Annotated in this window: 11 protein-coding genes; 9 read left to right on the top strand and 2 right to left on the bottom strand. The window is 39.4% G+C overall.

Annotated elements, in window-relative coordinates; translation table 11 throughout:
• Nucleotides 1–28: 28 nt before the first annotated feature.
• The 8 genes from BM015_RS02025 to BM015_RS01990 all read left to right on the top strand — a co-directional run bounded on the left by BM015_RS02025 (nucleotide 29) and on the right by BM015_RS01990 (nucleotide 14,013).
• Entirely contained in the window at nucleotides 29–628 is a 600-nt protein-coding gene (locus BM015_RS02025) for an HD domain-containing protein (protein ID WP_090653983.1), read from the top strand.
• Nucleotides 629–765: 137 nt separating this feature from the next.
• Nucleotides 766–1,992: a 4-hydroxy-3-methylbut-2-enyl diphosphate reductase gene (locus tag BM015_RS02020; protein WP_090653981.1), complete on the top strand. Its 1,227-nt coding sequence runs from the start codon at nucleotides 766–768 to the stop codon at nucleotides 1,990–1,992.
• A 126-nt stretch (nucleotides 1,993–2,118) separates the two neighbouring features.
• Nucleotides 2,119–3,003, top strand: coding sequence for a tRNA (adenosine(37)-N6)-dimethylallyltransferase MiaA (gene miaA / locus BM015_RS02015; protein ID WP_090653980.1), 885 nt, complete (start codon nucleotides 2,119–2,121; stop codon nucleotides 3,001–3,003).
• A 333-nt stretch (nucleotides 3,004–3,336) separates the two neighbouring features.
• A complete protein-coding gene (locus BM015_RS02010; protein WP_090653979.1) occupies nucleotides 3,337–6,597 on the top strand; it encodes a SusC/RagA family TonB-linked outer membrane protein in 3,261 nt (1,086 codons plus the stop codon).
• Between the two features lie 27 nt (nucleotides 6,598–6,624).
• Nucleotides 6,625–8,385, top strand: coding sequence for a RagB/SusD family nutrient uptake outer membrane protein (locus tag BM015_RS02005; RefSeq protein WP_090653977.1), 1,761 nt, complete (start codon nucleotides 6,625–6,627; stop codon nucleotides 8,383–8,385).
• Nucleotides 8,386–8,446: 61 nt separating this feature from the next.
• Nucleotides 8,447–12,019, top strand: a complete 3,573-nt coding sequence (locus BM015_RS02000) for a CRTAC1 family protein (RefSeq protein ID WP_090653975.1) — start codon at nucleotides 8,447–8,449, stop codon at nucleotides 12,017–12,019.
• Complete coding sequence (locus tag BM015_RS01995) at nucleotides 12,019–12,465, top strand: DUF1573 domain-containing protein (RefSeq protein ID WP_090653972.1); 447 nt, start codon at nucleotides 12,019–12,021, stop codon at nucleotides 12,463–12,465. The genes BM015_RS02000 and BM015_RS01995 overlap by 1 nt, the downstream gene beginning before the upstream one ends.
• A 9-nt stretch (nucleotides 12,466–12,474) precedes the next feature.
• Nucleotides 12,475–14,013, top strand: a complete 1,539-nt coding sequence (locus tag BM015_RS01990) for an FG-GAP repeat domain-containing protein (RefSeq protein ID WP_090653970.1) — start codon at nucleotides 12,475–12,477, stop codon at nucleotides 14,011–14,013.
• Here the strand turns inward: BM015_RS01990 and BM015_RS01985 are convergent, their stop codons facing one another.
• Entirely contained in the window at nucleotides 14,014–14,727 is a 714-nt protein-coding gene (locus BM015_RS01985) for an SAM-dependent methyltransferase (protein WP_090653968.1), read from the bottom strand. It abuts the gene before it with no gap.
• Nucleotides 14,727–15,506: an EI24 domain-containing protein gene (locus BM015_RS01980; protein WP_090653966.1), complete on the bottom strand. Its 780-nt coding sequence runs from the start codon at nucleotides 15,504–15,506 to the stop codon at nucleotides 14,727–14,729. The genes BM015_RS01985 and BM015_RS01980 overlap by 1 nt, the downstream gene beginning before the upstream one ends.
• A 39-nt stretch (nucleotides 15,507–15,545) precedes the next feature.
• On the opposite strand from BM015_RS01980, the gene BM015_RS01975 reads away from it, so the two are divergent.
• Complete coding sequence (locus BM015_RS01975) at nucleotides 15,546–16,208, top strand: DNA-3-methyladenine glycosylase (protein WP_245751168.1); 663 nt, start codon at nucleotides 15,546–15,548, stop codon at nucleotides 16,206–16,208.
• The last annotated feature ends 29 nt before the right edge of the window (nucleotides 16,209–16,237 follow it).

Here is a 16,237-nt window from a genome sequence, read left to right as displayed (position 1 = left end):
TAAGTTTGTTCTTAAAAAAATATTGATTATGTCCTTACACTTAGGCCGCCAGGTTTTTGGTAATCCGGCCAATGCAGGCAAAGTTTTATCGAAAGAAGAAGCCTATAATTTATTGAATGACTGGGTGAAGAACCCACGCCTGCAATTGCATGTAAAACAGGTGGCTGCTTTAATGCACGCCTGGGCAAAAGAAAAAGAAAATTTAAGCGATGCAGATGCATGGCGCTGGAAACTTGCAGGCTTGCTGCATGATGCAGACTGGGACCAATGGCCAGAAACACATTGCCGTAAAATTGTTGAAGAGCTCGAGCAGAGGAATATAGATGCTGAAATTATTCATGCCATAGCAAGCCACGGCCCGGCACATTTTGGGGTAGAACCGCAAACAAAGATGGATAAGATGATGTATGCTTTTGATGAATTAAGCGGGTTGATTCATGCCTATTCTTTAATGCGGCCAAACGGTTATGAAGGCATGGATGTGAAGGGCGTGAAGAAACGCCTGAAGGAGAAATCTTTTGCAGCAAATGTTTCGCGGGATGAAATAAATGACGCCTGCAACAGGGCGGGCGTGACGCCGGATGAACTGATTGCGTTTATTATTCCGAGACAGGCGGTGGTAAGTTAAATAGTTCACGGGTTCATTTATTTGCGGCCTGGCGGGTTGGAACAAAAACTTGTGAATATATGAACCCGTGAACCCTGAAACCCAGATAGGTTCTTTTAACTTCTTATCTCTCAGCAAATCTTAACTTTGCGCAGTTTATGAAGCAGTTTGCAGTTCCCAATATATACCGCAGTGAGCTTATTACAGCTATAAAAAATAAGAGAAAAAGCGAGGATAAACTGAAGAAAGATTTCACACCCACGCTGCTTGATTTTGGCCCGCTGCAAATTTATCTCGCAAGGCATTTTGGCTTTTGCTATGGTGTTGAAAATGCCATTGAAATAGCTTTCAGAACCATTGAAGAAAATCCCGGTAAAAGAATTTTTTTGCTGAGCGAAATGATTCACAATCCGCAAGTAAACGCCGACCTGAAAGAAAATGGTATTGAATTTTTGCAGGATACCTATGGCAAACAGCTTATCCCCTTTGAAACATTAAAAGAAGATGATATTGTACTGATCCCGGCTTTCGGTACTACGCTTGAAATTGAAGCCTTGCTGCAGCGTAAAGGCATTCAATCCGAAAAATATAATACCACCTGTCCCTTTGTAGAAAAGGTTTGGAACCGAAGCGCCCAGATAGCCGGCAAGGGTTACAGCATTGTGGTGCATGGCAAACCAAAACATGAAGAAACAAGGGCAACGTTTTCGCATGCTTCATCCAAAACGCCAACGGTTATTGTGAATGATATGGATGAAGCGGTTGAACTGGCTGGCTATATTACAGGTAAAAAAACGGCGGAAGAATTTTATACGGCATTTAAAGGCCGTTACTCCAATGGATTTGATATTACAAAAGACCTGCAGCGTTTTGGCGTGGTAAATCAAACCACGCAGCTTGCCACCGACACACAGGCCATTGCCGATTATTTAAAGCAGGTGGTAAAGGCGCATTACAATCTTGATGATAAAAATATCCAGGAGCGTTTTGCGGATACACGGGATACGCTTTGTTATGCTACCAACGATAATCAGACGGCGGTTGCGGATTTATTACATACCGAGGCCGATATAGCCATAGTGGTTGGCGGTTACAACAGCAGCAATACTTCGCATCTTGTGGAATTATGTGAAGAAAAACTGCCTACATTTTTTATAAGCAGCGCCGATAAAATTTTGTCTTCAACAGAGATTATGCATTGCAACTGGCGCACCAAGCAGGAATACCTTACTCAAAGTTATATGCCCGCCAAAAAACCGTTACGCATTTTAATTACCAGCGGTGCAAGCTGCCCGGATGCCGTTGTGGAAGATGTGATAGAACGCCTTGCCGGATTCTTCTCAACAGAAAAGAATGTGCAGGCTTTTATTCAGGATTTTTCATAATACAATTTTCCATTGCATTTTTGTTATTATGTTGCCGGTGGTTGATGCGTTTTGAAACCAGGTTGGTTTATCCTCCTTCCGGGAAGCGATTGCTTCGGCAGCATATTTTAATCAGCAGTTTAGCACATGCAAAAAACCGTTATTATAATTGTTGGACCAACGGCATCAGGCAAAACTGCGCTGTCATTACAATTGGCAGCACATTATAAAACAAGTATTATTTCTGCTGATTCGAGGCAGTGTTATAAAGAACTGAATATTGGTGTTGCCAAACCGCCCGAAGCGGCGCTGCAATCCATCAAACATTATTTTATTAATTCTCATTCCATTCATGATAATGTAAATGCGCAGGTATTTGAGGAATATGCTTTGCAGGCTGCTGAAGAAATATTTGCAAATAATGATATAGCGATAATGGTGGGTGGCACAGGCATGTATATTAAAGCATTTTGTGAAGGGCTGGATGTGATACCGGAAATAAATGCGTCGGTACGTGAATCTATTATTCAGCAGTATAATCAGCAAGGTTTAACATGGCTGCAGCATGAAGTAAAGGAGAAAGACCCGGCTTTTTGGCAGCAGGCTGAACAGCAAAATCCCCAGCGCCTGATGCGGGCGCTGGAAGTAATAACCGCAACCGGCATTTCAATAGCTAAATTCAGAAGACAGGAAATGAAAACAAGGAATTTTCAAATAAAGAAAATTGGGATAAACCTGCTGAAACAGCAACTGCATGAAAACATTAATGCCCGCGTTGATGAAATGATCAGCGAAGGATTAGTGGAGGAAGTAAGATCGCTGTTGCCCTATAAAAACATTAATGCCCTGCAAACCGTTGGGTACAAAGAGGTATTTGATTACCTGGAAGAAAAATGCAGCCTGCCTGAAGCTATAGAAAAAATAAAAACAAACACCAGACAATATGCAAAACGCCAGCTTACGTGGTTTAAAAAAGATAAGGAGATTGAGTGGGTTGAGAAATATGAATTAATAAACCGCTGGCGGAGTTAAAGATTAGGGTGCTCCAAAAAAAATTGGATATTAATATTTGAGGAGTCTCAGTTCTCAAACAAAGATGAAGCCCGTTGGTTAATGAGACATTTTGTTGAACTTATTTACCGCAATTTCCGGGCTGCTAACTTATATAATCAATACTTTTTTTGACAAAACCCTATACTTTTCCAGCTTATTACCATATAACTAAATGAGATTGTTTTATTTATAAACAATATATGTATTATTTACACATTACTTTTTTTAGCATTTTTTTTGGAAAGATGCAATGAATTGTTAATCTTAGCTGTCTTATTAGCTTTATTTATTCATCACTTCTTATTAATTCTTATGAGACAAAAAATCGATTGCATGCGCGTATGCGCCAGTTTTCTTTTGTTTTTTTTATTGAGTATCTCAGCAATTGCACAAAAACCGGTAACAGGTAAAGTTACCAGTGCCAAAGACGGTTCACCCATTGGTTTTGCAACGGTAACGGTAAAGGGAACCAATGTGGGAACTTCCAGTGATGCTGATGGAAACTTTTCACTCACAATGCCTGCCGGCAGTACAACCCTGGTTATTTCTTCTGTAGGGTATGCTACTATTGAAGTTGACGCCAGCTCGGGCTCGGTTAACGTTGTTTTAAGTGAATCTTCTTCTTCACTTGATGAAATTATAGTAACCGGCTATACTTCTCAAAAGAAGAAAGATATTACAGGTTCCGTATCCGTGGTAAACGTAGAGGAAATGAACAAGCTGCCTACAAGCCAGATTAATAATCAGCTTCAGGGCCAGGCAGCCGGTGTAACGGTTATCGGTTCCGGGCAGCCGGGTGAAACGCCCCAGGTACGTATCAGGGGTATCAATACTTTTGGTAACAACAACCCATTATATGTTGTTGACGGTGTGCCAACGGGTAACATTAATGACTTGAACCCTAACGATGTGGCTTCGCTGCAGGTTTTAAAAGATGCAGGTGCTGCTTCAATCTATGGTTCCCGTGCTAACAATGGTGTTATCATTATTACAACCAAGAGGGGACGGGGCAAAACATCCGTAACTTATGACGGGTATTATGGCCAGCAGGTGGTAAAGAGAGGAAATCCCTGGAACATGCTGAACCCGCAGGAAAATGCCGATCTCACTTATTTAGCTTACAGGAATGATGGTTTGGAACCTACCACCTATTATTCATTGTATGGTTCTGGTGATAAACCTGTGCTTCCGGATTATATTGCTCCGGCAGGTGCGAAGGAGGGAGACCCTTCTGTTAATCCTGATTTGTATTATGTAAACCCCAATTATACGGATGCAAGTGAATTAGGTTCTTTCCACAGGATTATCAAAGCTAATAAAGCCGGGACTGACTGGTTTCATGAAATGAATAAGGATGCCCCAATGCAAAGCCATAATGTAACTGTAAGCGGTGGCAGTGATAAAAACTCTTACCTCTTTTCATTTAACTACTTAGATCAGCAGGGAACTGTAATTTATACCTATCAGAAAAAATATGCTGTAAGGGTAAATACACAATTTAGTATCGGCGACCGCATTCGCGTAGGTGAAAATTTAAGTTATACCATAAATAATAACCCTCAAATCACTCCTCTGACAGAAGGCGGGTTTATAGGCTATGCCATGCGTGAAATGCCTATTATTCCTGTGTATGATATTATGGGAAATTTTGCCGGTAACTACGGGGCTGCGCTGGGTAATGCATTTAACCCTGTTGCAACGGCTTACCGTACAAGAAATGACAAAGGGCTGGGCAGCAGGCTGTTTGGCGCAGGCTATGTAGATGTTGACCTCATAAAAGGTCTGACATTGCACTCCCAGTTTGGCGGTGAAGTGTATTCCGGTTACTATCACAGCTTTGGTTATCCAACTTATGAGAATACAGAAAATACCACATCTAATACGTATTATGAGGGTTCAAACTGGGGTTATAACTGGACATGGACAAATACACTAACTTATCACAGAACTTTTGGCAAGCATGATGTTCAGTTAATGGCAGGTACAGAAGCTTATTATGAAACCGGTGAAAATATAGATGCCTGGAACAGGGATTACTTTTCATTTGATCCCAACTATACCACATTAAACACAGGTACCTATGCATCTCCTTCTGTAAGCAGCGGCAGGTATTATGGCAGTTTATGGTCTCCCATTATTGCAAGACTGGATTACCAGTTTAATGAGAAATACATTATAAGCGGGGTCTTCAGGCATGATGGTTCTTCCAAATTCACACCAACACATAAATATGGCAATTTTCCTGCTGTAACTGTGGGCTGGCGTATATCCCAGGAAAAATTTATGGAAAGTGTAAAATGGATAAACGAGCTTAAGCTCCGTGCCGGATGGGGCATAATGGGTAACCAGATAAACGTGTTCCAGAATAACCAATATGCAACTTATAACGGAGATAAAGGTTCTTCATTCTATGATATTGGCGGAACTAACAGTTCTCTTGTGCAAGGCTTTAAAACAGGCCAGGTTCCTAATGAAGATACTAAATGGGAAAAAGACATTAACAGCAATATAGGGGTAGATGCCACTTTGTTTAACAATAAGCTGAACTTTACTTTAGATTACTACCAGAAAAATATCAAGGACCTTTTATTTAACCCGCCATTACCTGGTACTGCCGGTAACGGAACAGCGCCTTATGTAAATATCGCCCAGATGCATACTAACGGATGGGACGGTTCTATATCCTATCATGGAAATATTACCCGCGATTTACAGTTCGATTTAGGCTTTAACCTTACTTCTTATAAAAATGAAATCATCAAGGTTTCAAATACATCAGACTATTTCTTCACCGGTGATTCAAGAAGGTTTGGAAACAACTTTATAATTAACCAGGTTGGCCAGCCTGTAAATGAATTCTATGGTTACAAGGTATTAGGATACTTTAATACGCAGGCTGAAATAGATGCGCTGAATGATGCTGCCAGCAAGGCTACCAATGGTGAAGTTACCACTTATGAGCAGGATGCAGGTCTCGGCCGCTTTAAATATGCCGACGTAAATGGCGACGGATATATTTCAGATGATGACAGGACTTATATTGGTAATCCCAATCCTGATTTTACCTACGGTATTAATATTGGCCTTACTTATAAAGCGTTTGATTTCAGTGCTTTCTTCTTTGGTACACAGGGTAATGAAATATGGAATAATGTGAAATACTGGACAGACTTGTTCCCCACATTCGTTGGTGCAAAAAGTAAAACAGCCTTATACGATTCATGGACACCGGAGCATACAAATGCTTCAGCACCTATGGTTTCCAGCAACAGTTATTTCAGCACAGCAGGTGTGGCTTCATCATGGTATGTTCAAAATGGTTCTTATTTAAGGTGTAAGTATATGGTTTTGGGTTATACGCTGGGTGCTAACAACCTGGGCAAAACAGGCATTCAAAGCCTGAGGGTGTATGTTCAGGCAGCTAATTTGTTTACCATAACAAAATATGCTGGTGTTGATCCCGAAATTAACAGCAGTGCCGGCGATGATACACAATCAAGAGACTTTGGTGTGGATGAGGGTTCTTATGCAAACCCAAAACAATTTATCATTGGCTTAAATGTTAAGTTTTAAATTAATTATTACCTAAAAGAAATTAACATGAAATCATTTCGAATTATAATTCCGGTTACTGCTATAATTGCTGTAGTAGCATTTTATTCCTGTAAAAAGGACTTCCTGACACATACGCCGCAAGGACAGTTAAGTGCTGATGTGCTGGCTTCGCCCTCGGGTATTAACGCATTATTGATAGGCGCTTATGCCGCCCTGGATGGACAGAACGTTGGTAATGGAACACCCTGGGGTTCTTCTGTGAGCAACTGGATATGGGGCAGTGTAATGGGCACAGATGCTTCAAAGGGAAGTTACGCCGGTGACCAGCAGGGTATGAATGAAATATTTAACTACCAGTCAAGCACCTCTAACAGCTTTTTTGAAGATAAATGGAAAGCTGATTATGAAGGCATAAGCAGGTGTAATAATGTGCTTAAGGTTTTACCTCAGATTACTACCATGTCAACGGCTGATACTACCAATATCGCTGCACAGGCAAAATTTTTAAGAGCGCATTATTATTTTGATCTTAAAAAAATGTTCAATATGGTGCCGTGGATAGATGAGACCACCACCGACTATAACCAGCCTAACAATACAGATGTATGGCCGAATATTGAAGCCGATTTTAGCTATGCTTACGATAATTTGCCTGAAACACAATCTGAAGCAGGACGCGCAAATAAATGGGCAGCAGGCGCATATCTTGGCAAAGCTTATTTATACCAGGGAAAATACGCCGATGCAAAAACCATTTTCGACAATATAATTGCCAACGGTAAAACATCATTGGGCGTGAAGTATGATTTGTTTACAAACTTTGAAGATAACTGGCGCCCTGAAGATGAAGCCACTAGTCCGGAAGCCGTTTTCCCTGTTGAAATGACGGCTAATGCAGGCAGCTTTGATAATGCCAATTATGGTGATATGCTGAACTTCCCTTATGGAAACAGCCCCTTTGGATGCTGCGGTTTCTATCAACCAAGGCAGGATCTTGTAAACTCATACAGAACAGATGCCAATGGGTTGCCATATCTTGATACCTACAATGACCATGCTGTAAAAAGCGATATGGGAATCGGTTCCGGCCAGCCTTTTACACCAGATGCAGGGAATCTTGATCCAAGGCTTGACTGGACTGCAGGCAGACGCGGATTACCTTTTAACGACTGGGGCATTCATCCGGGTGCAGACTGGATCAGGGACCAGGCTTATGCAGGCCCTTATGCCAATAAAAAGAACATTTACTGGCAAGTTACACCGCAATTCCATGATGGTTCTTCATGGGCGCCGGGATCAGCAATTAACTATCTCGTGATTCGTTTTTCTGACGTGTTATTAATGGCTGCAGAATGTCATGCACAAACAGATGATCTTGCCGGTGCGCAGGCTTTGGTGAACAAAGTGCGTAACAGGGCTGCAAATAAATCCGGATGGTTATATAAATACAAAGATGATTCTGATCCTACGGGCGGATTTTCTACCACCCCGGCTGCCAATTACGTAATAAGCCCTTATCCTGCCGGTTATTTCAGCAATAAGGATATAGCATTAAAGGCAATCTATTTTGAACGCAAACTGGAACTCGCCATGGAAGGCCATCGCTTCTTCGACCTCGTTCGCTGGGGCATAGCAGAATCCACTATAAATGCATTCCTCACTTATCAGAAACCATTCTCTGCAGATATAGCAACTGCTTCAAAGTTTGTTGCTCCAAAGAATAACTATTTCCCTATTCCGCAAAACGAAATAGATATTACAACGGTAAATGGAGAGAAAACGCTAACGCAAAATCCGGGATACTAATTCTGAATTTTTCAATAAAAAAGAGGAAGTTTTAAACTTCCTCTTTTCATTTATAAACTGCATGAGAATCGTTTTTTTAAGTTGCTGGCTGCTACTGGCATTTTCTTTCTGTAATAAACAGAAAACACTCTTCTCTGAAATTCCGCCAACCAAAAGCGGCATTTCATTTTCAAACATCATCACAGAGAATGATAGTATAAACATTCTTGATTATGAATATGTTTATAATGGAGGTGGTGTCGGGGTCGGAGATTTTAACAGGGATGGATTACCGGATATTTACTTTACAGGCAGCATGGTATCTAATGAACTATACTTAAATGAAGGCGGTTTGAAATTCAGGAATGTAACACAAGCTTCAAATACGGCAGGCGAGGGCAAATGGTGTAATGGCGTAAGCGTTATTGATATAAATAATGATGGGTGGCCTGATATTTTTGTAAGCGCAACGCGTAATTCAAATGCCAATGACCGAAGAAGCATTTTATATATGAACCAGGGGTTAAATAAAGAAGGCATTCCCGTTTTTAAAAATGAAGCCGCAGATTATGGGCTTGATGATACAAGCTATTCTACCAGCGCATCTTTTTTTGATTACGACAATGATGGCGATCTTGACATGTTTTCACTGGTTGCAGGAAAGCTGCAGGGCAATAAAAATCCAGGTGGATATTCATATAATTTAAATGATACAAGCAGCCTTAATATCAGCAGGCTTTTTCAGAATAACTGGGATGAAAATAAGCAACATTCTTATTTTACCGATGTAAGTAAAATTGCCGGTATTAATAAAAGCGGCTATGGGCTGGGCATAAATATTACAGACATTAATCATGATGGATGGAAAGATATTCTGGTAAGCAATGATTATTTATCAGGCGACCAGCTTTGGATAAATAACGGCGATGGAACTTTTTCCGAAAGGTCGAAAGAATATTTTAAGCATACAAGCTTTTCCGCCATGGGCAATGATGTGGCTGATATTAATAACGACGGCCTTCCCGATATTATTGAACTTGATATGAGCCCTGCTGATAACTATCGCCGGAAACTGATGATGAGCCCGAATAATTATCAAAATGTTTTAAGCTTTGAACGGTTTAATTACCAGTACCAATATGGTCACAATACATTGCAGTTGAATTGCGGCAATGCCCCGGGTGAAAATGATTCCGTTAAGAAGCCCGTGTTCAGCGACATTGCTTACTTCAGTGGTATAGACAGGACTGACTGGAGCTGGGCGCCACTGGTTGCAGATTTTGATAACGATTCCTACAGGGACATTATTATTACCAACGGCTTTCCAAAAGATTTGAGCGATCAGGATTTTATTGCTTTTAGAAATAAGTTGTCTTCTGTTGCTTCCGATGATATGCTTATTGAACAAATGCCCGCTGCCAAGCTTAAGAACTATGCTTTCAGCAATAATCACAATCTTACTTTTTCTGATGTAACAGAAGCATGGGGCATTAAAACGCCTACGTTTTCAAACGGTGCAGTGTATGTTGATTTAGATAATGATGGAGATCTTGATGTTGTAACCAATAATATTAACGGCCCTGCGTCTGTTTACAGAAATAATCTGCGTCAGCAAAGCAAAGCAGCTTCAAACTATATCAACATAAAATTTAATGGCGATAATAAAAATATAAATGGCCTGGGTGCATTGGTCAGTATATATTATAATAGAAATAAAAGCCAGTTTTGGGAAAATACACCTTACAGGGGATACTTATCAACGGTACAGGATGTAGCACATTTTGGTCTTGATTCAGTGACTGCAGTTGATTCAATTGTAATTATCTGGCCCGATCATACAAAGCAGGTTATAAAAAATGTAAAGGCCAATCAAACAATTACTGCAGATAAAAAAGATGCAATTATTCAATACATATTTAAAAACCATACGATTGATAGTACAGCTTTATTCACAAACGTTACAACCTCTGTAAACGTGCATTATATACAAAGCGAAAAAGATTTTATCGATTTTAATATTCAAAAATTATTGCCGCATAAATTTTCTGAATTTGGGCCAGGCATGGCAGCCGGTGATATTAATGGGGATGGATTAGATGATTTAATTACAGGCGGATCATTTTATTACACCGGTCAAAAGTTTTTGCAGCAGAAAGATGGGAAATTCCTTCAAAAAGATTTGATCGGAAATACCATCAATAAAAATGCAGAAGATGAAGGCCTGCTTTTATTTGATGCTGACGGCGATGGCGATTTAGACTTGTATATAGCAAGCGGCGGTTATGAAACTGAACCCGGTTCGCCGGCTTACCAGGACAGGTTTTATATAAATGATGGTAAAGGAAATTTTGCTTTAGATTCAAATGCTTTGCCTAAAAATTTCACCAGTAAATTTTGTGTGCGTGCAGCCGATTATGACAAGGATGGCGATCTTGATTTGTTTGTTTCGGGCCGTGTTGATCCCTGGAATTATCCAAAGCCTGTATCAAGTTTCATCTTTAGAAATGATACAAAAAATGGAACGGTCAGGTTTGTTGATGTAACAAAATCTGTTGCCCCATCGCTTATAAATATTGGCTTAACCTGCGACGCCATTTTTTCTGATTTTAATAATGATGGCTGGCCGGATATTATTCTTGCCGGCGAATGGATGCCAATTACTTTTTTACAAAATGAAAAAGGCATATTTAAAAATGTAACGGTCACTTCAGGAATATCAAACAATATTGGCTGGTGGAATACAATTGCCGGCGGCGATTTTGATAATGATGGAGATATTGATTACATAGCAGGCAACACGGGGTTAAACACTTTTTACAAACCAAGCGAAAAGTACCCGGTTTCTATTTATGCAAAAGATTTTAATGACGATGAAAATTACGATGCCATCCTGTCTGTATATCTTCTCAATAACAGCACAGAAAAAAAGATGCAAGAGTTTCCGGCATGTTCGAGAGATGATATGATAAGGCAGATAAATACTTTACGCAAAAAATATAACACTTATAAATCCTATGCAACGGCAACAATCGATTCTGTTTTGAATGAAGAAGATAAAAAAGATGCGCTTATTTACCGTGCCAACAATTTTGCTTCCTGTTTTATAAAAAATGATGGTAATGGAAAATTTACAATGGAACAACTGCCTGCCATAGCACAAATATCAACGCTTTGCGGCATGAGTGTGGAAGATTATGATGGCGATGGCAACCTGGATGTTGTAATAAACGGAAATAACTATGGTATTGAAGTTAGTACAGGCCGGTCCGATGCCTTGAATGGATTAATGTTAAAAGGTGATGGTAAAGGCAATTTTATGGCTGTTTCAATTTTGCAAAGTGGTATTTATATACCCGGCAACGGAAAATCAATAACCGCGCTTAAAAACCAAAAGAATGAATGTTTGCTCGCAGCATCGGAAAACCGCGGCCCGATGCGCGTATTCTATTTAAGAAATAGCGCAATATGCCTGCCTGCCAGGCAGGATGAGCAATATGCTGTTATCAAAACAAAAGATAATAAGAGCCGTCGCCAGGAAATTTATTATGGCGCATCTTATCTTTCCCAGTCTTCAAGGTTTATTTTAGCAAATTCCTCAACAGCTTCCATTTGTTTTTATAATTCAAAGGGAGAAGCACGGCTAATTAAATATTAATGCGTTATTTATTGTTTTTAATAAGTATTTTTTTATCGAGTGCCTGTAATAATCAGCATAAAGATCCATATAAAAATAACCTTGGTATTGATGAAAAATATGTGGCGGCTGTTGATACACCACACTATACAATTATAAATTGGGCTGATACAATAATTAATGTAGGAAATATAAAGGAAGGCGACACTGCTTTTGCAAGTTTTAAGTTTAAAAATTCCGGTGAAACGCCACTTTTTATTTTAGGTGTAAAACCGAGTTGCGGGTGTACTGTCGTAGATTATCCGCATAATAGTGTTACGCCCGACGATTCAAAATTCATAAAAGCTAAATTCGGCACTTTACACACGCATGGCTTTACCAGAAAAACAATTTTAGTTACTACTAACACACGTAATGGCGGTAAAACATTATTGGCAATAGAGGCAAATGTAATTGCTGGTCAATAGTAATATTATATGAAGCGTACATCAGTTTTAGTGTTTATCGGTTACCTGTTTTTTATTAGCTGCAGCCAACCGGCATTTGTAAAAAATAAAACGCATGCGTCCACACCGGATAGCAGTATAAAAAAAGGTAAAATACTGGCTGAAACATTTTGTCAATCCTGCCATAGCCTGCCAGACCCTTCTTTGCTTACAGCAGGCGTTTGGGAAAATGGTGTACTGCCTGCAATGGGCCCGCGGCTTGGTATTTTCGAGCACCGGTATAAACGTTATCCCAGTAACATTAATGATCCCAATATCGGCAGGCATTACTATCCGCCATCACCGTTGCTTTCAAATATTGACTGGCAGCATATAATAGATTATTATACCGCACTTTCGCCAGATACAATCGCATTGCAAAAAAGAAAAATCCCTATTAAAACTTCTGATGCCCTGTTTAAAGCTAAAGCGCCTGCTTTGCATACAGCGAATGCAACCACATGCCTCGTTACAGTTGATACAACTGAAAAATCAATATATACTTCAGATATTTTAAATGGAGCTTTATACAAATACAATACATCTTTAGAGATGATTGATTCGCTGCAAACCGGCGGCGGTATTGTTCAGTTATTGCAAGCAGGCAGGCAAAAAATCGCCTGTAATATTGGTATGTTTCCTCCAAATAACCTGGAAGCAGGCAGTATTCAAAGCATATTAAGCAATAATAAGCGCATGAAGGATTCTGTTATGTACAAAAAATTGATGCGGCCTGTAAATATCAGTACTGCGGATTTAAATAATGATGGCCTGCAGGATTTTGTTGTATGTGAATTTGGATATTTAAAAGGCGCATTGTCATGGCTGCAGCATAATAGCAACAATAGCTATACGCGGCATGTTATAAAAGATTTACCAGGCGCTATAAAATCTGTGACCGGCGATTTTAATAACGATGGAAAACCAGATATAATGGCGCTGTTTGCACAGGGTGAAGAAGGTATTTTTCTTTTTACCAATAAAGGTGATACCACCTTTGATGAAGAAGAAATATTACGCTTTCCGCCAAGTTATGGTTCAAGTTATTTTGAACTGGATGACTTTAATAAAGATGGCTATCCTGATATATTATATACCTGCGGCGATAACGCTGATTATTCTCCCGAATTAAAGCCTTATCATGGTGTATATATTTTTTTAAATGACAAATCCAATCATTTTAAGCAGTCTTACTTTTTTCATATAGATGGTTGTTATAAAGCAATTGCAAAAGACTTTGATAATGATGGTGACCTGGACATTGCAACCATTGCTTTTTTTGCTGACTATACCAATGAACCGGGGGAAGGATTTGTTTATTTGAAGCATATTGGCGGCAATAATTTTGAGCCCTATAGTTTGCCGGAAACAGAAAACGGAAGATGGTTAACGATGGAGGCAGCGGATATTGATAAGGATGGCAGGAGTGATCTTATTTTAGGCAATTGCTCTGTCGGCCCCACTATTACAAAATCAAAAATTGATTTTAAGCAACAACCACCATTTCTCTTGCTTAAAAATATTCAGTAACTACGTACCTGCATACAGCAAAAAGATCGCCGGCCTTTTATGCAGTTCAATTTTTTCTTTCTTCCAGTCTTTTATTTTTTTGGTTTGAATAGATTCTGTTGAAGCTGTTATATCCACAGCAATACATAATTGCGTTTCAGGTTTTGCAGTTGTGAGAATATCATTTACCAATTGATTATTTCGATAAGGCGTTTCAATAAAAATTTGTGTACAGCTTTTTTTAATGGATTCATTTTCCAGTTCAATAACCTTCTTTTTGCGTTCGTGCGCATCCACCGGCAAATAACCAACAAACTGGAAACTTTGGCCATTCATGCCGCTGGCCATTAATGCGAGAATGATAGAATTAGGGCCAATCAGCGGTATCACTTTTGCCTGCATTTGCTGGGCAATCTGAACAAGCATTTGCCCCGGATCGGCAATGCCGGGACAGCCGGCTTCACTCATTATACCAATTGTTTTATGTTGTGCTATATCGTTCTTAAAGCTTTGTTGCACTTCCGTTTCAGCCTTATGAATTGTATGCCAGGTGTAAGCATTAATATCAATCTCTTTCCATATTTTTTTTAAAAATCTTCTTGCAGTGCGTTCATTCTCCGCGTATAAAACATTGCATTGTTTAACGGCATTAATTATATAGGAAGGAATTGTTTGCAATGCGATTTCATCTTCATGCAAAACAATGGGGATGAGATAAACGATTGCTGCTGGCATCAGGCTTCGGTATTTGAGGGAATAATATCTTTTGCTTCATGCAGGCTTAGCGTTGCAGCAACCACGGCGTATGTTGGTGCAAGCACCCAGCCTATTATCGGTACAACCTGTATTAAATAAAACATTAACCCATTGCCAATAGCAAGGCCTTTATGATTGCCGATAAAATATATACTGTCTGCCGCGGTTATTTTTTTTCTTTCAAAGCTATAATCGAGCATGGAGAAGCCATAATAATAACATTCAACCAGCAAAGCAAGTAATGGCGTAAGCCATCCGGCAATCGGTATCAACGATAATATCAATATTGAAACCATGTAAACGGATTGCCATAAACAATTGCGTAAGGCAATGCTTATGCCCCTGAAAATATCTTTAATGAATTGCTTTCCATCAAATTCAAATTCTTTTTCTTCTATTATAGATGCGGTTTTTTCACTTAAATAAGCAAATACAGGTGAGCCAAGAATCAGCCATATATATTTAAATAATGAAAAATAAAAAAGCATTTGTATAAGCCAGAGCATTATGCCTCCGAATGCAAAAAGAAAACCAAGCAGGCCCGAACCGTTTTCAGCAAGCCATGCTTTTATGCCGGTTTTTAAACTCAGCCATTCAATGAAATTGTTGGCTGTTGATCCGAAAAAATAAAGCGAGATACAAAAGAGGATACAATAAAAAATGCCCGGAATAATTATCCATTTCCACAATTTGTGTTCGCGTATAAAATGGTGCGCTTTGTAGTAACTCTGTATGGCTATAATGATCTCTTTAAGCAACAGGCATTAATTTTAAATCATTAAATGTAATTCAAACTGATGATTAAGGCTGAACTAACAACGAGCGAGCAACAATTTTTAGCATCATTAAAAATGTTAAATGAGAATTTTTATACGCGCAAAGATGTTGTAAAAATTTCAAAGGAATTATTGGGCAAGATAATCGTTACTTATTTTGATAACCGGCTTACGGCGGCACGCATTACCGAAACAGAAGCTTATAACGGCATTGTTGATAAAGCTTCTCATGCTTATAACAACCGCCGCACCAAACGCACCGAAATTATGTATGCCAGCGGCGGCGCTGCGTATGTGTATTTATGTTATGGCATTCATCATTTGTTTAATGTGGTTACTAATTTAAAAGATGTGCCTAACGCAGTGCTGGTTCGTGCGGCAGAACCGCTTATTGGTATTGAAACTATGCTTTACCGCACCAGGAAAACAAAGCCGGATTATACTTTAACCAGCGGCCCCGGCAATGTTTCAAAAGCGCTGGGCATTTACACGCATCATACGGGTATTGATTTAAGAAGCAACCATTTTTTTATTGCTGAAGACAGCTATACCGTATCAAATAAAAATATTATTACAACCACCCGCATTGGCGTTGATTATGCGGCTGAGGATGCTTTGCTGCCTTACCGGTTTTTAATAAAAGATAATAAGTATGTAACGAAGCTGCCTAAGTTGAATAGTTGATAGGTTGAGAAGTTGATAGGTTGATAGGT

The sequence above is a fragment of the Parafilimonas terrae genome (genome assembly GCF_900115755.1).
Taxonomy (GTDB): domain Bacteria; phylum Bacteroidota; class Bacteroidia; order Chitinophagales; family Chitinophagaceae; genus Parafilimonas; species Parafilimonas terrae.
Note: the sequence above shows the minus strand (reverse complement) of the source record. Positions and strands in the feature narration are given on the sequence as shown.